Origin of the sequence: Pseudoalteromonas sp. SCSIO_11900 (assembly GCF_000576475.1) — a bacterium.
GTDB classification, from domain to species: Bacteria; Pseudomonadota; Gammaproteobacteria; order Enterobacterales; family Alteromonadaceae; genus Pseudoalteromonas; species Pseudoalteromonas tetraodonis.
Window position 1 is genome coordinate 2,820,106 of the sequence record NZ_KK070023.1, and the last position, 23,600, is coordinate 2,843,705.

At 40.6% G+C, this 23,600-nt stretch carries 17 protein-coding genes and 2 pseudogenes; 6 read left to right on the top strand and 13 right to left on the bottom strand.

Going from position 1 to position 23,600, the window contains the following annotated elements:
• Positions 1-245: 245 nt before the first annotated feature.
• Together BG00_RS13025 and iadA are read left to right on the top strand one after the other, a co-directional pair.
• Positions 246-1,580 (top strand): annotated as a pseudogene (locus BG00_RS13025) (TonB-dependent receptor domain-containing protein); the annotation flags it as partial.
• A 141-nt stretch (positions 1,581-1,721) separates the two neighbouring features.
• On the top strand, positions 1,722-2,873 hold the full coding sequence (gene iadA / locus BG00_RS13030) for a beta-aspartyl-peptidase (RefSeq protein ID WP_250653045.1): 1,152 nt from the start codon (positions 1,722-1,724) through the stop codon (positions 2,871-2,873).
• A 50-nt stretch (positions 2,874-2,923) separates the two neighbouring features.
• Here the strand turns inward: iadA and BG00_RS13035 are convergent, their stop codons facing one another.
• The 3 genes from BG00_RS13035 to BG00_RS13045 are packed head-to-tail and all read right to left on the bottom strand — an operon-like array spanning position 2,924 to position 7,337.
• On the bottom strand, positions 2,924-3,229 hold the full coding sequence (locus tag BG00_RS13035) for a DUF3240 family protein (RefSeq protein WP_036983065.1): 306 nt from the start codon (positions 3,227-3,229) through the stop codon (positions 2,924-2,926).
• Positions 3,222-6,296: an efflux RND transporter permease subunit gene (locus tag BG00_RS13040; RefSeq protein ID WP_036983067.1), complete on the bottom strand. Its 3,075-nt coding sequence runs from the start codon at positions 6,294-6,296 to the stop codon at positions 3,222-3,224. Before BG00_RS13040 ends, BG00_RS13035 begins: the two co-directional genes overlap by 8 nt.
• Positions 6,297-7,337: an RND family efflux transporter gene (locus BG00_RS13045; RefSeq protein WP_253861393.1), complete on the bottom strand. Its 1,041-nt coding sequence runs from the start codon at positions 7,335-7,337 to the stop codon at positions 6,297-6,299.
• Between the two features lie 195 nt (positions 7,338-7,532).
• Here BG00_RS13045 and BG00_RS13050 point away from each other — a divergent pair, with 195 nt between their 5' ends.
• From BG00_RS13050 to BG00_RS13060, 3 genes are all read left to right on the top strand, one after another.
• Entirely contained in the window at positions 7,533-8,060 is a 528-nt protein-coding gene (locus BG00_RS13050) for a helix-turn-helix transcriptional regulator (RefSeq protein WP_036983070.1), read from the top strand.
• Between the two features lie 122 nt (positions 8,061-8,182).
• Positions 8,183-9,097: a M14 family metallopeptidase gene (locus tag BG00_RS13055; protein WP_036983072.1), complete on the top strand. Its 915-nt coding sequence runs from the start codon at positions 8,183-8,185 to the stop codon at positions 9,095-9,097.
• A 51-nt stretch (positions 9,098-9,148) separates the two neighbouring features.
• Positions 9,149-9,556 carry a hypothetical protein gene (locus BG00_RS13060; protein WP_036983074.1) on the top strand — a complete coding sequence of 136 codons (408 nt, stop codon included), beginning with the start codon at positions 9,149-9,151 and terminating at the stop codon, positions 9,554-9,556.
• Positions 9,557-9,600: 44 nt separating this feature from the next.
• Here the strand turns inward: BG00_RS13060 and ccoG are convergent, their stop codons facing one another.
• The 10 genes from ccoG to BG00_RS13110 all read right to left on the bottom strand — a co-directional run bounded on the left by ccoG (position 9,601) and on the right by BG00_RS13110 (position 22,679).
• Positions 9,601-10,983 carry a cytochrome c oxidase accessory protein CcoG gene (gene ccoG / locus BG00_RS13065; protein WP_033102667.1) on the bottom strand — a complete coding sequence of 461 codons (1,383 nt, stop codon included), beginning with the start codon at positions 10,981-10,983 and terminating at the stop codon, positions 9,601-9,603.
• Positions 10,984-11,136: 153 nt separating this feature from the next.
• Positions 11,137-12,555, bottom strand: a complete 1,419-nt coding sequence (locus BG00_RS13070; protein ID WP_036983075.1) for a sigma-54 interaction domain-containing protein — start codon at positions 12,553-12,555, stop codon at positions 11,137-11,139.
• A 55-nt stretch (positions 12,556-12,610) separates the two neighbouring features.
• Complete coding sequence (locus tag BG00_RS13075; protein ID WP_036983077.1) at positions 12,611-13,912, bottom strand: ABC1 kinase family protein; 1,302 nt, start codon at positions 13,910-13,912, stop codon at positions 12,611-12,613.
• A gap of 64 nt (positions 13,913-13,976) precedes the next feature.
• Positions 13,977-14,531 (bottom strand): YceB family lipoprotein, encoded by a 555-nt coding sequence (locus BG00_RS13080; RefSeq protein ID WP_024601178.1) that lies wholly within the window; start codon positions 14,529-14,531, stop codon positions 13,977-13,979.
• A 101-nt stretch (positions 14,532-14,632) separates the two neighbouring features.
• Positions 14,633-17,317 (bottom strand): DUF349 domain-containing protein, encoded by a 2,685-nt coding sequence (locus BG00_RS13085; RefSeq protein ID WP_036983079.1) that lies wholly within the window; start codon positions 17,315-17,317, stop codon positions 14,633-14,635.
• On the bottom strand, positions 17,307-17,588 hold the full coding sequence (locus tag BG00_RS13090) for a YeaC family protein (RefSeq protein WP_013464607.1): 282 nt from the start codon (positions 17,586-17,588) through the stop codon (positions 17,307-17,309). The genes BG00_RS13085 and BG00_RS13090 overlap by 11 nt, the downstream gene beginning before the upstream one ends.
• A 1-nt stretch (position 17,589) precedes the next feature.
• Positions 17,590-17,916: a hypothetical protein gene (locus BG00_RS13095; RefSeq protein ID WP_013464606.1), complete on the bottom strand. Its 327-nt coding sequence runs from the start codon at positions 17,914-17,916 to the stop codon at positions 17,590-17,592.
• 123 nt (positions 17,917-18,039) lie between these two features.
• On the bottom strand, positions 18,040-19,542 hold the full coding sequence (locus BG00_RS13100; protein WP_036983081.1) for an alanine/glycine:cation symporter family protein: 1,503 nt from the start codon (positions 19,540-19,542) through the stop codon (positions 18,040-18,042).
• Positions 19,543-19,915: 373 nt separating this feature from the next.
• Entirely contained in the window at positions 19,916-21,043 is a 1,128-nt protein-coding gene (locus tag BG00_RS13105) for a M14 family metallopeptidase (protein ID WP_036983082.1), read from the bottom strand.
• 193 nt (positions 21,044-21,236) lie between these two features.
• Positions 21,237-22,679 (bottom strand): glyceraldehyde-3-phosphate dehydrogenase, encoded by a 1,443-nt coding sequence (locus BG00_RS13110; protein ID WP_036983084.1) that lies wholly within the window; start codon positions 22,677-22,679, stop codon positions 21,237-21,239.
• Between the two features lie 348 nt (positions 22,680-23,027).
• Here BG00_RS13110 and BG00_RS13115 point away from each other — a divergent pair.
• Positions 23,028-23,525: pseudogene (locus BG00_RS13115) on the top strand (DUF2989 domain-containing protein); the annotation flags it as partial.
• Between the last annotated feature and the right edge of the window lie 75 nt (positions 23,526-23,600).

Below are 23,600 nucleotides of genomic sequence, written 5' to 3' on the forward strand. Positions count from 1 at the left end.
ACGAGTAGCCCACCACCTCACTTTTTCACAGTGAGGGGCTTAGCGTGTCATTTCACCACTGCCCTGTCTAAAAATATAACAATTAAAAGCCACAGATCTGTTTGTATGTTTTTGTGCGCTTAAAAAGACAAAAGGTATTTAAGATGTTTCGTCAACTAACAATTGCGGCCACAGTAAGCGCATTACTGAACCCGATCACTTTTGCACATGCACAAGAAACCAACACCGACACCAACATTGAACGAGTAGAAGCACGCCGTGAAGAGCTAAGAGACATTCCTTCGCTTGATTCACAAGCTCAAGCAGATAAAGACTATCTTGTTGATGTATTTGGCTTTGGCTCTAGTTTATCAGAAGCCGATCTCACTCAATATGCAGCGTTTGCTGAATTAAGTATTTCACTCACAGAGCAAATAGAGCTGCAAGCAGCAGGTCGATACGATCATTACGATGATTTTGGTGGCACCTTTAATCCTAAAATAGGTTTGAGCTATCGCCCAACTGATTCGTTGGTTGTTCGTGGTTCATGGTCAACCTCGTTTAGAGCACCATCATTAACGCAGGCTGGCGTTAAATTAAGAACCACACAATCTACTTTTGACTGTGGTGCAAACCAAGCTGTAGCCGATTTATACTGTATGGGTGATGGCACCCAAGTGAGTGTTAATTCGTTAGAGTTAGGTAACCCAAATCTAAATGCAGAAGAATCTGAGGCTATTAGTGTTGGTTTTGCATGGAGTCCCTCGGCTAATACTAATTTAACCATTGATTATTGGCAGTTTGATCATGAAGAAGTAATCGATACCAACATGACCGCAGTGCTCGACCGCGCCATAACCGATGCGTCACTTCGTCACTGTGGCATTGTACCACCGGGCGAGCAAGGCATATCGTACGATGAAGCATTATGTGATGTCACCGACAACAGTAATATAAACATAGAGCAAGACGGCGCTAATTTAACTGAGATTTTAAGCAATTATATAGGTGAATTTAACCCACGTGATGACGAGCTATTTTTACCGCTGTTTCGCGATCATGCAATCCCACTTGAAAACACTGGGTCACAAACATTAGCTGGCATAGACTTTAAGTTTGACCATAGGTTTGTATTACCAAGCGGCGATTTAACCTTTGCGTTTGACGGCACTCATTACCTTGAGTTTGAACGTAATAAACCGGGGTCTGACTAGTTAGAGAAGCTGGTGGGAACTTATCGTTATCCTGAAAATATTGCGCGTATGTCAATAGATTGGGAAGCGCAAAGTTACTACCTTAATTAGGTGCAAACTACACCAGCAGCTACGAAGATGATATAGAAGGCCTGCGTAGCCGTGAAATTGATGAGCTAGATTCACTTGGCGTACTAGACTCAAAAGGTGAGCATCAGGTTGATGACTGGCTCGTTTGGGATTTATCTGCGGGTTACTATGTTAATAAATCGCTGACTTTGCGCGCGCATCAATAATATTTTTGATAAAGAGCCACCCACACTTTATGGTTCAAGCCGTGGCTTTGATTCAATCAACCATAATGCCCTAGGTGCTAATTACAAATTAAGTATTAGCTACCGTTTTTAACCGCTTAGCCGCAAAGCAAACGCTTTGCGGCATTCCTTTTATTACAGGTCATGGCTACAGTGACACTGCCTATTAAGTGCTAAAGTACGTTTAAGCGTTTATTTACGCATCAACACAATGACCTTTTATTAAAGTGAAATTATGAAACAAAAACAATTTTCTATGCCCGATGCAAGCATCATTTTGCTTTGCGTGGCAGTGATTGCCTATATGGCCACGGTATTTATTACCTCTGGGGTATTTAATGCAGAGCCTGACAGCCATACTGTGCAGCTTTCACAATATCAAGCAGTTAACGACCAACAATCACCACCTGTTTTTGCACAAGGTGGCGAGGCTGGATTTGCCAGCCGCACCCCTGAAATGAACCTAACCGATGCAACCTTATCGGGCACCACCACGGTGGTGGCCGCACTGGGTACCGATTCAAGCTCACGTACACTGACCAACTTGGTTGCCAAAGCAAAAGGCCTAAAAGAGCAAGGGCTGAATGTATTTTGCCATACCGGTTCGTATCATTTACCCGCGAAAACACTCACCCACTCAATTACTGACGACATCATGTATATAGAGGAGTTTATAGGTGTTGGCGAAGTGGCGATTTCTGATCATCGCAGGAGCCAACCTACGGTACAGCAATTAGCAGAATTGGCAGCAGAGGCCAAAGTAGCCGGTATGCTCAGTGGTAAAAAAGGCACTGTGAGTATTCATGTTGGCCCTGTTGATAGCCATTTAACTATTTTACATCAGGTGGCTGAGCAAAGTGATATTAAGCTTAAACAGTTTTACCCTACGCATATGAACCGCAATAAAGCACTTCTTGATGCCGGTATTCACTTTTGTGATCAGGGCGGTACTATCGACTTTACCACCAGCACAACCGACTATGATTTAGCCCATGGTGAATATGCAGCAGCCCATGCTCTTGCTTACTGCTTAGAACAAGGTGTAGCACCAAATCAACTTACTATGAGCTCAGATGGCCATGCCAGCTTACCTATTTTTGATAAAGACTTTAATTTATTGGGGCTTGAGGTAGGCAAAGAGGCATCACTACTGAGTTCGTTTCAGCAAGCAGTCAAAGAATACAACGTCCCTATAGAGCACGCTTTAATGAGCATAACAAGTAACCCTGCCGATATTTTAGGACTTGATAAAGGCCGCCTTAAAGCAACAAGCGACGCGGATGTTGTCCTTCTCGATAAAGAGACCCTAACCCCTGAGTATGTATGGGCTAACGGCACTTTAATGGTGCAAAACACCCATGCAGTCATAAAAGGAGTGTTCGAGTAACACGCAATGCTGCTGAGAATGCTCAGCAGCATAAAATGCTAGATACTGAGTTATCCTAAGTGCCCACTTTCATAAATTGGGGTTACCCAATATTTTAACGGCGTGTACTTACAAACAGGGCTTAACGCCGTTTTTACTATGGCAAGTTCAGGTAATAATATATGCACCTCAAACTGATAAAAGCTGCGATGCCCTTCTACTTGCTCGGCAATGTCAAATTCACTGTGCTCTTTACTGTAGCCTTCAATGTTTTTTAAGTTAAAGCCGGTAATGCAGTCTATGCCAATTAATATATCAACCACGTCATCTTTTATGTTTGTGGGTACATTTAGGGTAAAAAGTAACTGTTCAGCCATGTTTTTTCTCCAACCAACCATAAAAGATAGGTAATAAATAAAGTGTTGTAATTGTTGAGGTAATTAACCCGCCAATAACCACAATTGCCAATGGTTTTTGAATCTCAGCGCCAGGGCCGGTGGCAAATACCAGTGGCAGTAAACCAAACATGGCGGTTGTGGCTGTCATTAACACTGGGCGAAGGCGTCTGCTTGCGCCATCTAAAATGCGCTGCGTTACATTGGCAGAAAACATTTTCATTTGCTCAAAGTAGCTGATCATCACAATACCATTGAGTACCGCTACGCCAAGTAAAGCAACAAAACCAACCGATGCAGGCACCGACAGGTATTCATTACTAATAAACAGGGCAATCACTCCCCCCATTAACGCAAACGGAATATTAGCAATTATCAGCGTTGATTTAGATAAGGATTTAAACGTGGTAAATAAAATAATGAAAATCAGTATTAATGCCACCGGAATAAGCACCAGCAAGTTTTGTGTTGCACGTTGCTGGCTTTCAAATTCGCCACCAAACGACAAGGTAAAACCACTGGGTAATTTTATGCTGCTATTAATTTTAGCTTCCAGTTCATTTACATAACTAACCACATCGCGGTTATCCACATTAACGCTTACAGAAGCAAAGCGCTTTGCTTTTTCTCGCTCTATTAACAATGGCCCCGTTTTAAAGCTAATATTAGCCACCTCTTCAAGTGGTAGTAGGCTGTTGTCGGGCATTAAAATTAGCTTTTGTTTTAATGCGCTCATTGACGATAACTCAAAGTGTGCTGCGCTTTCGCCTTTTTGTGCATTAAACACAATTGGGATCACGCGGTTTCCTTCTTGCAGTGCCGATACCTGTAGGCCTTCTAATTGCGACTTTAAATAATCACTTAATCCTTCGGTGGTTAAACCAAACTGACTAGCAACCTCAGGAATAAGTTTAATATTTACGTATTTACCCCCTTCGATAAGCGCCATTTGCACATCACTTGCGCCGTCAATGTTAGTGGCAAGTGCCGTGATTTTTTCAGCTAATGAGGAAAGTGTCGCAATGTCATTACCGAATACTTTAATCGAAATATCACCGGTGCCACCGGTGAGCATTTCTGATACCCGCATTTGTATTGGTTGAGTAAAGCCAATATTTACCCCAGGAAATTGCGCAAGTGTTTGTCGAATATCCTCGATTAGCCGCGCTTTGGAGTCAAAACGCCACGTATCTTTTGGCGCTAATTCCATAAACACATCGGTTTCGTTTAATCCCATAGGATCAAGCCCGAGTTCATCGGATCCGGTACGGGCAACAATTTGTACGATTTCAGGGGTGTTTTTTAACAGTGTGGCTTCAATTTGTTTATCTATATCCAACGAGGCTTGCAAGGAAATACTCGGCGATTTTTCCAGTTGCACAATAATGTCGCCTTCATCTAAAACGGGCATAAAGCTTTTACCAAGTCCCTGAAATAACACCCCACTGAGCACTAAAACAGCAACTGATATAACACTAATAGCCACCGGCTTTTTAATTGCTTGGGCAAGTGTTTTAGTATAAAAACCTTGTAATAGCGTGACCATTTTAGGCTGGGTTACGGGTTCATTTTTTAATAACAACGAGGCTAAAATTGGAATAACCGTTAACGATAACAACAGCGCACTAAGCATGGCAAACACGATAGTGAGCGCCACTGGGGTAAATAACTTGCCTTCTAACCCTGTTAGCATTAATAGCGGTGAAAACACGATAATTATAATGATTGTGCCTGAGAACACTGGCGCCGCGACTTCTTTACAGGCGCGATAAATAACATGCAGCCGAGGGAGGTGCTGATTATTAGCCAACCGATTCACTATGTTTTCAACAATAACTACCGATGAGTCCACCAGCATACCAATGGCAATCACTAAGCCACCTAAACTCATTAAATTAGCCGATAAATCAAACTGCTTCATCATTATAAATGTCAGCAATGCCGACATAGGTAAAGACAAAGACACCACCAATGAAGAGCGAATATCACCTAAAAACAAGGCAAGTAGCACTATCACTAAAATAATCGCTTGGCCTAGTGCGCTAGTAATGGTGCTAATTGCGGTATTTATTAAGTTAGAACGGTCGTAAAACACATTAATTTTTGTGCCTTGCGGTAATGACGCTTCAATGGTGCGAAGTTTATCTTTTACATCTTCAACAACTTGCGCTGTATTACTATTTTTAAGCGCAATTATAAGCCCTTGTACCGCCTCTTCACTGTTTTTAGTAACTGCGCCATAACGGGTTAAACTGCCAACGTGTACCGTGGCAATATCACTTAACCGAATAACCTTATTTTGAGTGGACTTAATCACGGTATTTTCAATGGCGGTTATATCGGTGTATTTGCCCTCAGTGCGCAAAATTAAGGTGTCGTTGCCTTTTTCTAAGCGCCCTATGCCACCGTTTTGATTCGTTTGCGTGATTGCTAACTTCATTTCATCAAAGCTGACTTGATGCTGTTGCATCAATAAAGTATTGGGAAGTATTTCATAGGTTTTTGAAAAGCCGCCAAGGCTATTTACATCTGCAACACCGGTTACAGTGCGCAGTAATGGACGAATTTGCCAATCTAAAAGCTCTCTTTTTTCAATCAGCGATAAGTGAGTACTTTCTATAGTAAACATGAACACCTCGCTCAAAGGCGTGCTCATTGGCGCCATGCCGCCACTAATATTACTGGGCAAGGTGGGCAAAATATTTAATAAACGCTCATTCACTTGCTGACGCGCCCAATAAATGTCGGTGCCCTCTTCAAAGTCAATGGTAATATCGGTAATAGAATACTTAGTGGTAGAGCGCAGCATTTGCTGTGACGGAATACCCAGTAATTCGGTTTCAATCACCCGTGTTACTTGCGATTCTATTTCAAGGGCGTTCATGCCGGGTAATTTGTAAACTATTTTAACTTGGGTGGGCGATATTTCTGGAAAAGCATCCACCGGAATACTTAACCAAGATTTAGCACCAATGGCCATAGCAACAATAACAAAAATACTAACAAACAAACGCTGAGTAAGTGAAAACTTAATAAGCTGGTTTAACATTTACTCTCTCCCTAAGTGAAGCAACATACCCTGTAGCGCACTTACCGAGCTTATTAGTACCTGCTGATCATCTAGGTTTTTGTTAGCAGTAAATACATAGTCTTTGCCTTGTGTACCCTTGAGCTCAATCGGCAGTAACTCAAGCTTATCGCCAGACTTTAAAGCAATATAATTAACATCTTCAAATTCAAACACCGCTGACTTTGCTATTTTAAAGCCCGTTAATTTATTTACCGGTGTGACTTTGATAGTTTGCCCCAGTCTAAGCTGGCACTCATTTGAGCTTGGCGACGCCCACACTATTTGATGGTATTTATCTGCAATACTGTCATAGCTCTCAATATTTAAGCTGCAACTTTCTGACAGCTTGAAATGCGCTAACGTGTTGGAAAAACTAAGAGGGACTTTAATCTTAACGCGAATACTACTTGCATCGATAATATCAAACGCGGTGTCACCCATCACACGGTTTCCCGACTCATTAGTGAGTTTTAAAATGCCCGTTTTTGGACTCACTAAGGTCACGTTTTCATTATCATCAATGTTTAAAAATGCCATTTGATGTTGCATATGTTCAAAATTTAGCTTGGCTTCAAAATAGCTTTTTGTGATTTCAACCCATTCAGAACTTCTTATTATTTTGTTTTTTAAGTGTTGTTGGTTTATGTCGTAATGGCTTTTAGCAATAGCGAGCATGTCTTTTGCTGATTGATAGGCATCTAAAAAATGGTGTACATCACTGCCCTCAACGCTTGCAATAGTGGCGCCCTTTTCAACCATGCTGCCGTTAGGGTATAAGTAACGAACCTGCTGTACATCAAACGCAAACAGCACCGTATAATTGACCCCAGGTTTGAAATTAACTTCACCAATTAAACTTTGCCTGTTAATAAACTCTGTTTTTTGAATCGGCGCAAATTCAACATCAAAACCACTGAGTGAAGAAAGCCCTACAGGTGCTAAATTTTGCGAAGCAAACACAGGATTAAATGTTAATAAAGTCACCGTAAAGAAGAAAAATAACGTATATTGAATACGCAAAAAATGACGCATTTTTTTTGTAAAATTTAACAGCATTTAGTTTGTTCACATTTGATTAATTTTATAGAATCAACCATGACTTTTTTAGACTGTTAAATCATCAGGCAAACGCCTTAATATGCTTATAAACCCTGATTTTGGCAGTACAGTACATATGTCCATTGCAAATTTAACCTACTGATATTAGAGAACTTAATGAGAGATAAAATAATCGCAGCAACGCTATTGGTGATCATGGTGTTAAATTTTTTTGACGTGATCATGGATTTAAAATTAGGGGTGCCGCAGTGGCATATTTTTACTGAGAGCTTAATTGTGATTATTTCTGCCTTGGGTGCTCTGTATTTAATTAAAGATATTAACACGCGAACTAAAAAAATTATTAACCTTAAGCGCGAATTACACAGTTCTGTGACTCAGTTAAACAACATATCGCAGGAAATGAAAGACGCGCGTCATGAATACAGTGGTGTTATTCAAACCCAATTTTCACAATGGACATTGACTCGCAGTGAGCAAGAAGTCGCGATGTTATTACTTAAAGGCTTAAGCTTTAAAGAAATAAGCGCACTAAGAAACACTAAAGAAAAAACAGTACGCCAACAAGCATCAGACATCTATAGTAAAGCCGATGTAGAGGGCAGACATGAGTTTGCCGCATGGTTTTTAGAAGACTTTATGCAACAAAGGCACTATCCGCATTCAAGCTCAGCCATTAACTAATGCAGTGACTATCGCATATACTTGCGCGCTATTTTAGTCAGCGTTAAGCTAACGCTTTATTTTCGTCATTATGGTCTATGTGCTCTATAGCCCGCAGAGATAATTCAACGTAAAGGTTTAATATGAATAACAGTACCTACCCTATTGGCAACCCTGGTGAAAAATGGAATAACAATCATAAACTCCAATGGCTTGAAGCCCAGAAAATTAAACGCAGCTATAACGATGAAGTATTAACGCTAATTAATGAGCTAAAAGATACGCTTATTGTAGAGCAATATGGTGAACTTAATTATGCTCAAAACAGTTACCCTTTGTTTGCATTAAAAACCCAAAACTTTGATAAAAATAAACACACAGTGCTAATCACTGGCGGCGTACATGGTTACGAAACCAGCGGAGTACACGGTGCGTTAAGGTTTGCAAAAACATTGGCAACTCAATACGCAGAGAAATTTAATCTGGTGATTACTCCCTGCATTAGCCCATGGGGTTATGAAACAATAAACCGCTGGAACCCAGAAGCAATTGATCCAAACCGTTCTTTTTATGAAGGCAGCCCAGCGCAAGAATCTGCATTGGTAATGAATTATGTGCAATCTTTAAATACTGATTTAATCGCGCATATCGATTTGCATGAAACCACTGATTCAGATAACAGTGAATTTCGCCCTGCACTTGCAGCGCGCGAAGGTAAAGTAAATACTAATTGGAATATTCCAGACGGTTTTTATTTAGTCGCTGACAGCAACAAACCAGAGCCTGCTTTTCAAAAAGCTATTATTGAATGTGTTGAAAAGGTCACACACATCGCTCCAAGCGATGAAAATAAACAATTAATTGGTGTACCTCAAGAACAATTTGGGGTAATAAACTATGCAGCAAAAGAGTTAGGTTTATGCATGGGGTTATCTGATGCGACCTACGTTACAACCACGGAAGTTTACCCAGATAGTGCAACGGCCACCCCTGAAGAATGCATATTAGCGCAAGTTGCGGCAATTTCGGGTGCGTTGGACTACATTATTAATAAGTAATAGTTATGGTATCCATCAGCACATAATAAGGTCTAGACAAAGGAGCGGCTATTGAAATTTAAAAATAATTACGGCAGTTACAGTTTTTATGTTGAGGGTAATATTGTTATTGCGCAATTTAAAGGCAACTTAAACCCTGAGTTATTAAATCACTTTAAAGCCGCTCTGTTAGACACCATTGCAACGTTTAAACATCAACCTTGGGGCTATATTAGCCACTCGCCTGACGTTGTGGCCGCCACCCCTGACGCTGAAAAAAATATGATCGATGTTAGCCAAACAATGGGGATAAATAATTGCATAATGAGTGCCTTTATACTCACCTCTCCCATAGCCATAAGGCAACTAAAACGTATTATGCACAGCTCAGGTCGTGACGCTCATTTACAAGATTGCTTATTTGATGACTTGCCAAGCGCTAAAGCGTTTATAAAAAGTCAGCTTACCTCAGCCGAGTAAATCAATGACACGACCGAGGCATAGTCAACGAAAAACCAAATGGGCTAGTTTTTATAAAACTGACTCTCTTTAGTAATAGAAATGCTATTGTCCTCTTGTGCGGTGATTTTAAACTGCAGCTTACTCACCTTCGTGGGTATATCATATCCATCGGCAGTAACCGTTACAGGAACACTTTTCATCAACCCTGGCTCTACCAACACGGCGTTAGGACTTTGCAAGCTCGCACCTTCTAACCCACTAATTGAAATAGAATAATGCAAAGGTTGCTGCGTTTTGTTAATGATGGTGAGTGTATAAGGGTTTTCGACTAACCCTTCATAATTTACCCGATACAGTGCGTTTCTGTCTCTAAGGACAGAGGCTTCGATAGGCGTACGTTGTAGCATCCAAGCAAACATAGAAATAATTAACAGCGCAGTTAAAGCGCCATAGCCCACTAACTTGAGCCTAAATGGATTAGTTTTTTGCCCCGCCATTTGCTTTTCACTGGCGTATTTAATTAAGCCTTTTTCGTAGCCAAACTTATCCATGGTATCGTCACAGGCATCAATACATAAGCCACAGTTAATACATTCATATTGCAGTCCATTGCGAATATCAATCCCAGCAGGGCACACTTCAACACATAAGTTACAGTCTACACAGTCACCTAAATTAAGCGCTTTAGGATCGGCTTTACGTTTACGTGGGCCGCGGTTTTCACCTCGTTCGCTATCATAGGTTACCACCAGCGTGTCTTTATCAAACATCACAGATTGAAAGCGCGAATACGGACACGCCACTGTACACATTTTTTCTCGTAAAAAACCTGCGTTGCCATAGGTACAAAATGCAAATAAAAACACCCAAAAACTAGTGATCCCAGACCATTCAAAATTAACCATTTCTAGGTATAAGGTTTTAGCTGGAATAAAATACGCTAAAAAAGAAGTGGCAGTTAAGAGTGAAATAACCAGCCATGCACTGTGCTTAGTAATTTTTTTACGCCACTTGGTAATATCCCATGGGCTTTTATCAAGCTTAATACGTTGGTTACGCGTCCCCTCAATACGTTGTTCCACCCAAGAGAACATCAACATCCAAATTGTTTGCGGGCAAGTATAGCCGCACCACACACGGCCAAGCCAATTGGTCACAAAAAATAACGCAAACGCCCCCACCATAAATAGCATGGCGAGAATCATAAAGTCTTGAGGTAATAAGGTTAGGCCAAAAATAGTAAACTTTTGGGTGGCCACATCCAATAAAACCGCTTGCTGACCGTTATATTGAATCCAAGGAATGGCGATAAAGCTGAGCATTAGCAGCCAGCCTAAATTACGGCGTATACGCTGAAAAAACCCTTTTTGCTCGCGTATATAAATCGGCCCTTCTTCTTTGTAGGGCTTAATGATCATGTCTTCTTCTTTAATATCAAACTTCATGCTACTTACTTAATAGTGACGGGTATTAAGTATGCTTTTGCAACTTTCAGACCACAGTGAAAGCTAATTTAACTTATTGATATTTTTTGATTTTACACAAATTACCCAAGCAAAAATTCGCGACATTTAACGACATGCACGATATATCGCGAGTTAAGGTGTGCGTTGCACTGCCAATTTTCGCATTTTTGAGCGAAGCGTACTCTCAGGTAAGCCCAGCTTATTTGCCGCGCCTTGTTCGCCTGCAATTTTCCAGTTACATAACATCAGTACGGAGATAATATGCTGCCTTTGCGCCTCATCTAGTGTAAGCGTTGGGTTAACAGTACTCGCATCACCCGCTTTTAGCGGCTGACTTAACTGCAGCGTGGGCTGTGTAGACAAAATAGCTTCTCGCTCCAACACATTTTGCAGCTCTCTGATATTACCGGGCCAGTCATAGGCCTGTAGTTGCCTAATAGCTTTGTTACTTAACCCCTGTAATTGCTTACCTAGCCGCTTGTTTATTTGCACAATTAAGTTTTGACATAAAAAAGGTATATCTTCTTTTCGCTCTTTTAGTGCTGGCACTTTGATAGGGAACACGTTTAAACGATAATATAAGTCCATTCTAAACTGCCCTGCTTGTACCATTTCCCACAAGTTACGATTGGTTGCAGCAATGATACGAATATCGACTTTTAGGGTTTGGCTGCCCCCTACTCGCTCAAATTCGCGCTCTTGTAATACTCGTAATAATTTACTTTGTGACTCTAACGGCAGCTCTGCCACTTCATCTAAAAATAAAGTGCCCTTATCAGCAAGTTCAAAACGCCCTTTACGTCGCTCATTTGCGCCGGTAAACGAGCCTCGTTCGTGTCCAAACAACTCCGATTCTAATAAGCTAGGGGTAAACGCCGCACAATTAACTTTTATAAACGCCTGCTCATTGCGCTTGCTTAATCTATGTAAGTTACGCGCCACCAGCTCTTTACCAGTACCGTTTTCGCCAAGTATCAACACCGTACTGTCGGTTTCGCTCACTAACTGTATTTGCTGCAACATACGTTGAAATACATCACTGCGCCCTACAAGCCCTGAGTCTTGCCAATCCTGATTTAGCTCGGCAGTAAGGTAGTCGTTTTCATCTTTGAGCTGCTCGCTTAAATGCTTTACTTGCGCTAAAGCATCTTGGAGCGCGGTTTGGGTTCGCTGCTGCGCTGATATATCGCGAAAAACGGCCACGGCACCAATAAGCTGGCTATTTTTATAAACAGGCGTGGAGGTATATTCAACAGCAAAGGCGCTGCCATCTTTACGCCAAAATACTTCGTTTTTAACCTCGCGGCGTTTGCCATCAAACATGGTGCAGTAAATTTGGCATTCATCGGCAGGATAAGGCGTGCCATCGGCATGGCTATGATGATGATATTGATGTATTTTTTTACCCAGCAATTCTTCGGCCGTCCAACCCGTCATTCGCTCTGCGGCTGGGTTTACAAATACCGCATTACCAGATAAATCAAATCCGTATATGCCCTCACCTACCGCATTAAGTAATAAAGTAGGATCGTTTAAAAAGTTTTTTATCATTGCAGACCTCGCGAAATATCGCGAGTATTATGCCAATTCTCTCCTGCTTTAGCACCTAGTAATGGCTAAATAATGCCTTAATATCTATTTTTGCTTCTAGCCGTGCTGCAATTAAATACAAGCCCGCTAGCTTACGGTGAATAAACAACGCATCAACAGGAGGCGTATGCCATTGCTGTGACTGTGCGCTTAACTGCAAGCCAGCATCTTTAATATTGCTAGCAAGCTCGCTGTTTTTAAAATCAAACTCACCGTGATAACGCAGTGGCTCGCAGGCCATTAAAAACAAATCAATCACTTTTTCTTTGTAATTGTCTTTGAGCGAATCTTTAAAATAACCAATATCGGTGGCAGCATTGAGCACCCCTTCACGATCATTATTACTACCAGCTTTAAATAAAGCTAGGTAGGCATTACTTAGTGCTGGGGTAATTTCGCGTGTGGCACCAAAGTCAAATAATACTATTTTTTGTGATTCAGGTTGGTAATGAAAATTTGCAAAGTTAGGGTCGGTTTGGATTAAATTAAAGACAAACATTTCTTTAAAAAATAAATCAATCAGTTGTTCAGCAACTCGGCTTCGCTCTGATTGTGGTAAATATGTAATGCCCTCTATAGGCTTGGCATCTACATACTCCATGGTTAGCACTTGCGCAGTACTGTGCTGAGGATACACGCTAGGGACTTTGAAATGCGCGTTATCTGCTAACAGGTTTTTGTAACGTGCTAAATACTGTGCTTCTAGGGTGTAATCAGCCTCAGCTAATAGCTGTGCCTTAGCTTCTTCAACTAAGGGTTTTATATCCAATTCTTTAGGTAATAATCGCGATAAAGTAAGTAAAGTGATCACATTATCCACATCGCTTACCACACTTTTAGCAATACCTGGATATTGAATTTTAACGGCTAATTGATCACCATTTTCTATATAAGCTAAATGAACCTGCCCAATTGATGCAGCTGCAAACGGTCTTAGTTCAATATGAGAAAAACGCGATAACCAGTCATCCCCCCATTGCTCTTTTAGCACGCTCACTAATTGCTTATGTGGCATTGGGTTGGCATCGGCACGTAACAAAGACAGTAACTGCGCAAGCTCGGGAGTTAATAAGTCGCCAGCATCCATTGAAAGTAACTGCCCAAGCTTCATTGCCGCACCGCGAAGATGCGACAGCTGAGTGGCTAAGTTTTCAATATTTTTCGGCTGGAGTAATAAGCTCTTATTATCCCAACCTTTACCACTAAGCGCACTTTTGGCACCGCCCACTAACATATTTGTGGCAACGCCGGTGGCCAATGAGCCTAACTTTGCAAATCGTGAAAGTCGAGAGGTGGGAACGGATCGCTCATTAGCCATAATTAACCTAATCTATTAATAATAAGGTCAATTAATACGTTTTATTACGCTTATTAGATCTAAATTATAACCGAGGGACTAGCTTAATAGCGCCTTCTACTACTTTTAAATCTAAAGGTAAATTACTTAATAATGCCATTTTAGGATCGTTCATATTTAACTTATAAACGGGGTTAACGGCTAAAAAGGCATTCATTACATCCATGGCCTCGTTATCCAGCACTTCTAAATTACCTTTAAAGCCACCCGCATCAATGCTTGAGTCGAGTAACTTAACATTACGTAAAAATACCGCTTTTTTCTCGCTGTCATAAAAAGGGGTGCCCTGTATTTGCAGCTTTAAGCGCACTGGGTACTTTAACGCAAAAGCATTAATTTCGGCGCTAGAATCAGCACCTAATAAAACATAATCACTATTATCTGGGCCAATATTAACGCTTAAATCATTCACATCAAACTGCACAGGTAAGCCCATCAGGCTAACTTTTTCACTTAATTTAGGTAACTCTTTATTTAGTAACGACTCAACCTCTGAATTTGTAAATGAATAAACCGAAATACCCTGCGTACTGTTACAGGCAGTTAAAAATAATAGTGAAATAAAAACAAAAATTTTCATGCAAAACCCTATTTATTAATCGTCTTGGCAGTAAGTAGCCATAATAAAAAACCGCTTGAATAGCGGTTTTTTTTTATTTTAGTTGATAAAAGTAATTGCGCTTACTTTACAGCAAAAATAACTTTTAATCTTGCTAGTGTGTCAGCTGTAACTGAACCCTCGCTGAGTGCTAATAACTGCTTTAAATAATAATTTAAATCAGCGTGTTCGCCACGGTGCTTATCATCAAGCATGGCTACTTGCTCTACCATTCTTTGCGCTGAGTTGTGCGAACTTACGCTCGCAAGTATTTCCATACGCGTTAGCAGCTGCTCACAGCTCAATGCTGTTTTAACTGTATCATTAAATTGGCTCGGGACTGGCTCGTTGTTCTCAAGTGCAACAAATAAAGCATCTAAATTAGCTTGCTCATTTTTAGCCGCTAAGCCTGTCAGCTTTTCATCTATGGCTGATAACAAAGCAGACACTTTAGGGGTTAACGATTTAAACTGTGTATACCCTTTAACTTTGGTTTGTAAATCAAGTAATTGGGCTTTACCTTCTACACTATTTAATGCTGCTTCAAGCTCATTCAGCTCAGTTGTTGCCAGCTTATCTGACTCGCTTTGTTCGCGCTTTTGCTGTTCAAACTCTTCGCTTCGTTTAGTGAATGTTGCATCATTAAACTCACGGAATTTTTGCCACAATGCGTTTTCAGCTTTTAAACCTGCAAATCCTATGGTTTGCCACTGTTGCTGTAACTGTTTTAGCTGTTGGCAAGCATCTGCTAAATTATCGCTTTGTGATAATTGCTGTGCTTGTTCAACGATCTCATTTTTAAGTGCAGCATTGCCTTTATGAAACGCGTTAAGTGACGCTACAACCTGTTGCTGCTCTGCCTTATAACGCTCGTTCAACACGCGGTATGTTTTCGGGTCAACTTTACCCACACTTCGCCATGCCTTTTGCAAACGATTATAGTTGCTTTCTAGTTGTTTCCAATCTAAATCAGCATCCCCTGTCGCTTGTAAATGCAATGCATGCATATCAGCAATCAATTGCTCGCGCTCTGCTTTTGCTGCCTCACGTTGCACTTCTTGCTCAGCGAAGTAGCTGCGACAAGGAGCAAATAAAAGCTCAATTTTTTCATCGAACTCGTTGCCCTGTTGTTTCTCTTGCTCTGTATCAAGGCGTCCAAGTTCGTTCCAACGCTTGCGAAGTACTTTAACGTGATCAGCGCGCTGTTGCGGATCGTTACACGGCTCATCAACTAACGCTGTTACTTCTTCTAAAAGTGCTGCACGTTTTGGTGCGGCCGCATATTTTTGCCAATCTTTAGCATCGGCTAATTGCGCTTCTAGGTCTGCTTTTAAATTAACCAGCGGTTGTTGATATTTCTCGGTCAATTCGTTAAATAACTCTTCAAAGCCTTTAAACACACCAAATGCAACATTAAAGCGCCCTTCTTCAATTAAACGTTTAACATCACGTGCCTTACGTTTAGCTTGGCTTTGCGTTTTTTCAAGCGGCTTAGTGAGTTCGCTCATTGCAGCTAAAAATTGCTTTTTATGGGCATTAAGTTGGGTTTTAAACGACGCTTGTAAATCATTGCTAAGTACAGCTAAATGGCCGCGTGCCTCTTTAAATGTATGATTAAAAGCACTAAGTTGTTGATCGTAATCACTGAGCTGCTCGGCGGGTTTTATTTCGCATAGCGCATTGTAAGCAATTTTATATTCTTTAATCGCCGCGGTTAGCTCAGGTAACTTGGCAACTTGTAAAAATAGTTGCTCAAGCTTATTAATCACTTGTTTTGATTGCTGATCAGCCATTAGTTGCGTTTTATCTAATGTGTCTTTTGCTTGTGCTACTTTTGCATTAAGCCAATCTTGCTGAATTTGCTCTGGGGTTTCTAATCCAAGTTGCAATGCATTTTCAATTTCTTCACTCAGCGCTTCTAACGTTGCTAATGCTAACACTTGACGTTGTTGCTGCACTAAACGCTGCTGCTCTATTTCGTGTTGCGCTTTTAAAGTTGCAATGTGAGCATCAAGCTTATCGGTAATTGATATATATTTGGCATCAAGGGTTTTTACATGTTCTTCACTTAGCCATTTTAATTCAAGAGCTTGCCACTGCGCTATGAGTTCTGCAGCCTGTGAGTTAACAATGGCGTAGTCATTTTTATCACGCAATGCATTAAGCTTTGCTAAAATTACACGGGTTGCGTTTTCAACTTGCGATGGCATTTCAAGCGCTAAACGCTCGTTTTCAAGATGACTTTCTAGCACAACTTTGGCTTCACCTTGAGCATGCTTTAACAGTGCTTTAGTTAGCTGCTGAGTAATGACTAAATCAACTAACTGTTTTTGCAGCTCTTCGTTTGCTTCTTTAAAGGCTTTTTCAATCAGCTTTGGGTTAGCTAGGCGTTTTAATAGCTTAACTCTCACTTGCAGTTCTTTTTCAGCAAATGCTAGTTTTTCAAGGGTTTTAACCGGTGCAAAGCGTTCAATATACTCATTTTTAATCTGCGCCGATAAGCTACTTTCACTGTTTAATACAGCCGATGAGATTTGTTGTTCAGCAACATCTTTCAATGCCTGATCTTGTTTGTAAGCTTTCCACCACAGTGGTAAGTCGTTTACTTTTTGCAGTGCTTTACGACGGATTTCAGCCGATGAGTCTTCAAGGGCTAAGGTGCTTAAAATTGTTACGTCACGTACCACATCAAGTTTTTCAATCGCATCTAAACGAACTTGTTGCTTCGGGTGTTTCCATTTTGGTGTAAAAAGGTGTTTAAAGATCATTTTCACTGAACCTAGCTATTTCGTTATCTGATTTGAATTCTTTTTGTAGTTGCGCTTTGGTTTTTTGGATCATTTCTCCATTTGCACCAATGGTAAACTGCTCGTTTGATTGTGCTACTTTTGCTTGGTACAACATCACTAGTTGCACTGTTTGTTGCTTTTGCTCATCTGATAAAGGCGTGCCATCTGGCCACTTTCCCGTTGCCGCGCCATACTGTAAGCGCTCAAATAATTCTGGAGTAATATTCTGTACTAGGTTGTCAATATTCATGTCATTTTTTCTTTTTCAGAGTCACTAAAATAATACGGTTAATAAGGTACCAAATACAGCCGATGCCAATGGCCGAGGTATACGCATACCACTGAAGTGTTTTTTCTTGAGGTTGTAGGAAGTACAAACAAAAGAAGCCACCTAAAAATAAGATCAGCGCTAAAAAGGAGTGGTTCATAAACATTTGCTGCTTTTTAATTCGCTGCTCACGTTGAAGTTGTTGAACTTGCTCGGCATTTAATTCAGCAACGTTACTTTGGCAATGTGGACACTGCGAATGTTTATCTGAAATTGATTTTGCACATTTGGGGCAACGAATAATCGCCATACATCTCTCTCCATACTACGCATAAAAAAAGCGCCTTTCGGCGCTTTTCATTGTACTTGTTTTATTGCTCTTTGTCTTTTTTGAATTTAACCCAATAGATGATATTAGGTTATTGGGAACTGTTTATTCAGCGTCTTTTGATTGCTTTTCAAGGCGCTTTTCCCAGAAGGTAGCATTTTTAATCCCTAACTTAACTGGGTCAAATGTGATTTTGCCACCTTTTTTCTTCTGGTCTTCATAATCACTCAAACATGTTAAGGCCGGTTTAGCGACAAAGAAAATGGCTAATATACCCAATATGTTGATCCACGCCATTAAGCCAACGCCTATGTCGCCAATAGTCCATATATAACCGGAACTGTTAACCATGCCGTAGGCTACCATAAACATAATCATAAGTTTTACCACTACAAGCGGAATACTTCCTTTAAAGTAGCGATTTAAGTACGCGATATTCGTCTCAGCAATGAAGTAATAGGCCAGTATGGTGGTAAAAGCAAAGAAGAATAAAGCGATACCTACAAACGCTTCTCCAAAGCTTCCAAATACACTAAACAACGCCATTTGGGTGAATGCTGCTGATCCCACTTCAGTTGCCGCATCGACATTTTGTATAATGAATTGCCCTTCTGGCAAAGTGCCGACTACATTGTATTGCTGCGTCATTAAGATCATTAATGCCGTTGCTGTACATACAAAAAGTGTATCAACATAAACAGAAAAAGCTTGCACTAACCCTTGCTGTGCAGGGTGATCAACTTCTGCCGCAGCCGCCGCATGAGGACCTGTACCTTGACCGGCTTCATTAGAATAGATACCACGCTTAACACCCCAACCAATTGCAGCGCCAAAGCCTGCTTGAGCTGTAAATGCATCACCAATAATGAGCGAGAAAATGCCTGGTACTTTGTCTATATTTAAAAATACGATAATTAAGGCCAGTACGATGTAACCAAGCGCCATAAATGGCACTACAATTTGCGTAAAATTAGCAATGCGCTTTATACCACCGAAGATAATAAAGGCTAAAACAATAAGAATAATGGCCAACGCAACCAGTTTAAAACTGCCTACGTCACCAAAACTTGTAGACACCATAGTGCCATCGCCAAATACTTGAGTAAATGCATTGCCCACAGCATTTGCTTGCACGCCCGGCAGGAAAACCCCACACGCTATAATTGCCGACACAGCAAATAATACAGCTAGCCACTTTTGCCCTAAACAACGGTCAAAATAATACGCTGGGCCACCGCGGTATTGGCCGTCTTCTTCTAATTTATAAATTTGACCTAATGTTGACTCCGCGTATGCAGTACTTGCACCTAAAAAAGCAACAACCCACATCCAAAAAATAGCGCCAGGGCCACCAAAACCAATTGCGGCTGCCACACCGGCAATATTACCAACCCCTACTCGGCCAGATAATGAAACAGCAAGAGCTTGAAAAGATGAGATGCCTTTTTCTGAGGTGTTAGGGCTAAATAATAGCTTACACATTTCTTTAAAATGTCTAACTTGAGCAAATCGAGTTAATACGGAGTAAAATAAGCCTGCGCCTAGGCATAAATAGATGAGTGCATCACTCCAAACAACATCATTAACGGCGCTTACAAAAGCTTCCATGAACATCCTCACAGTTATATTTATTATTATTAATTACCATACTCTGCCACTCAGAATACCTGTCATAAGCTTTACGAAATAAGGGGGTAATCTTTTCCGTTTTTCTTATTGCTCAATCGATATTAACTTAAGTACCCAATGTTGTTAACAGTTAATTTTCAAAACAACTCATTGTTGATTTATATTGAGCCTGCTAAGACAAGGTTTAACTGAGTGGGAATTGATTTAGACTATATGGTATTAAATCTGTCGAGAAGGTATATTGAAACGTTTTAGTGTTGTGGTGGGAAATGATTTTTATTTTTTAATACAGTTGGTTTAGCCTAAAATAAAAAGGGTATCAATATTTATTGATACCCTTAAAGCAAACGTTTTATCTTAAGTCGTCTACAACATTAACAATGGCTGCTAAGGTATCTTGACCAAATTGATAAGAACGACGATCTGACCAACCATAATCTGGATCGGGTAAGTCATTATTATCTTTAAATGGCATTTCAACTGTGTAAGTTAGTGCTTTAAATTCTTCTGCTGTGGCTGATGAACCTACTGTTAAATTAGCTTGACCTGGTTCGTCTTTATCGTAGCCATGCGTATCTTGAAATTCTGGAGTAATAGTTAAAAGCGCGGCTTTAAAGCTATCCTCTAGGCCTTTTAGGCGTGCATCATAGCTTGGTATGCCTTCGCTACCGGCAACAAAATTATATGGAATGGCTTCATCACCATGAATGTCTAGGTGCATGTCTAAGCCGGCTTCGCGCATTTTATTAAGCACTAAGTAAACTTCTGGGCTGTTTTCCATGCTGGGTGTTTGCCATTCACGGTTTAAATTAACCCCTTTAGCATTAGTACGTAAGTGACCACGTGCACTGCCATCTGGATTCATGTTTGGCACTACATAGAATACCGCTTTTGATAGTAACGCTGCTGCATGTGGGTCTTCATCATCAAGTAGCTTGTGTACTAAGCCTTCTACAAACCACTCTGCCATTGTTTCACCTGGGTGTTGACGAGCAGTGATCCAAATTACTTTTTTATCGGCGCTTGGCTGACCAATTTTAAGCACGCTCATGTCACGCCCATCAAGCGTTTGACCTAGTGTTTCTAGTTGGCAAATTTCTTGACTTTGCGCCCATGCTAATAAGTCTAAATGACGATCGTAGCTGTAAGGTGCAAAGTAGGCGAAGTAAACGCTGCTGCACTCAGGCTCAAGCTCAAATGTTAATGTGCCATTTTCATACGAAGACGGTACACGGAACCATGTTTGACGGTCGTATGAGGCAACAGCTTGGTAGTCTACCCAACCATCAGGGTATGCAGACTTATCAAGATTATTAATATTTAACTGATGAAGTTGATAAGGCGTTGTCTCAAGACGAAAGTGAAACCACTGATAAAACTCAGACTGATGATCTTTATTAATTTCTAGCTGAATATTTAACGGATCGGTGGCTTCAATAACTTTAATATTACCACTGTCGAAATTGCTACTGATTTTCATTACAACAAACCTATTAGTTAACTGTGTGTCTTTGACTAAGGCATTTAGCCAAGAGGTAAATACGTGTTACTGCACTTTATAAGTGTATAAACGCGTACCCAATTTAATAAAGCGTACCATAACCGCTTCACTTTAAAAATCTTCAGACCTAAAAAAGCCAGCAAGTGCTGGCTTTTCTTAATTGCTCATGTGTTTATCGAGGTAAACTTGGGAATGAGACTTCTGCCATGTCGCGCATACAGCGAACTACTTGGCAGCTATAACCAAACTCATTGTCGTACCATACGTAAAGTACTACGCGGTTATCATCAACAATCGTTGCTTGAGAATCAACAACACCTGCGTAACGGCTACCCACTAAATCGGTAGAGACGATTTCAGTTGATGCTGTGTAATCAATTTGATCACGTAGGTCTGAGTGAAGTGCTGTTTCACGTAAAAACGCATTAAGCTCTTCAACCGTTGTACTCTTTTCAAGGTTCAAGTTTAAGATAGCTAACGATACGTTTGGTGTAGGTACACGGATTGCGTTACCTGTTAGTTTACCTTCAAGCTCTGGTAATGCTTTAGAAACCGCTTTCGCTGCACCTGTTTCAGTGATAACCATGTTTAGTGCCGCAGCACGACCACGACGTTCTGCTTTGTGGTAATTATCAATTAAGTTTTGGTCATTAGTGTACGAGTGAACCGTTTCAACGTGACCATTCTTAATACCAAACTGATCGTTTAATGCTTTAAGTGTTGGCGTAATTGCATTGGTTGTACAACTTGCTGCACAGACAATTTTGTCTTCCGGTAAAATATCTTGGTTGTTTACACCGTAAACAATATTTTTAATATTACCTTTAGCAGGCGCTGTTAATAATACTTTTACAGCCCCTTTAGATTCTAAATGCTGACCAAGGCCGGCTTCATCTTTCCAGATACCTGTGTTATCAACGACTAATGCGTTTTCGATACCGTAGGCGCTGTAATCAACTTCACTTGGCGAGTTAGCGTAGATAACTTGAATGTAGCTACCGTTTGCTTTAATTGCATTACGCTCTTTATCGATGGTGATAGAACCATTAAATGGACCATGGATAGAGTCACGACGTAATAAGCTTGCACGTTTCTCTAAATCGCCATCTTTACCGCCACGCACAACAATAGCGCGAAGGTTTAAATCGGCATACGGGCCTGATTTTTCAATTAATAAACGCGCTAATAAGCGACCGATACGACCAAAACCGTAAAGTACAACGTCACGTGGTGCTTTTGGTTTAGAGTCAACAATTTCAGCAAGTTCATCTTTAACAAACTCTTCTACTGAACGACCATTCGCTGCATCTGTGTATAAATAGCTGTATGCTAATTTACCAATATCGATACGGGCAGAATTTAATTCCATTTTGCTGATAGCTTCTAAGAATGGGAAGCTTTCACGTAGGCGCAGTTTAGTCCCTTCAAATTGAGCTACTGATTTGTGAGACTTGATAATATCAATAGTGCTTGAATTTACTAATGGACGGCCGTAAACAGCGATTTCAATACCACGATTACGATACAATTTACCAATAATAGGCTGCATGCTTTCTGCGTAATCTTGACGTTCTTGCCAGCTACTTGTGTATTCTAACTCGTGAGATGAGGTCATTTTTTTTACCTAATTAAACAATTTTGAACGGATAGCCTAAGAGTGCATCGAATTTTGAGAGCAATGCATTCCTTCGGGCAGGCCTATTCTAATTTAATCTCATTTTATTCTCTACTGTTAGAGACTAAAGTTTAGGCTAGAATAATACTATATGAGGGTCTGTTGACCTTTGTGGATTAAAATTTGTTCAAACTAGGGACAATTTAATCGCGGCGCGAGGTTTGTAACCTAGTGGGCTCGATAACTGCTCCTGCGTTATTCTACTGGCTTACATCCATGTAAGAATAAGTAAAAACCGAGCAAAGCTTCCGCGTTCTGCTCACGCCCCTTACCTACATCCATGTAGGCAACATTCAGCACATTAAATTAAAAAGCAAAACCACGGCTCGCCAACGTGCCCACTTAACGAGTATGAGGGAAATGGCGCGGATTTATCAACAGACAAAACACACCAGCCATCCGGGCTTGCTTTATTATCATTGGTCAAGAAACAATGACGAAAGTGCATTAACACGTTTGCTCGCTTTAGAACATACTGCAGAAGTTGAACAAAGTGCTGAGATGCAATTTTACTTAGCGTCTTATTACATTAAGGTTGATGAAGAAAAAGCGATTAATTTTTTATACAACACGCTAGCGCGGAATAAAGCCAAGCATGAACCGAATCCTGAAATATATATGTCTTTGATCAGCCTGTTTTATAAACACCAATAATATAAACATGCTTATATTTTTGCCAAAATAGCTCAGCTCTCTGGTATTGAACATATTGATATACTGTTAAATGAGCAGCAGTTAATAGCACAAGGAAAGAATTTAGAGAGTTTAGATAGGTTAGCCGAGTAGACTTTGCAACAAATAGATCAAGGAACGTTTATTTCCCCCCGGAAATAATAAAACAGATACAAAAAAGGCAGCTTA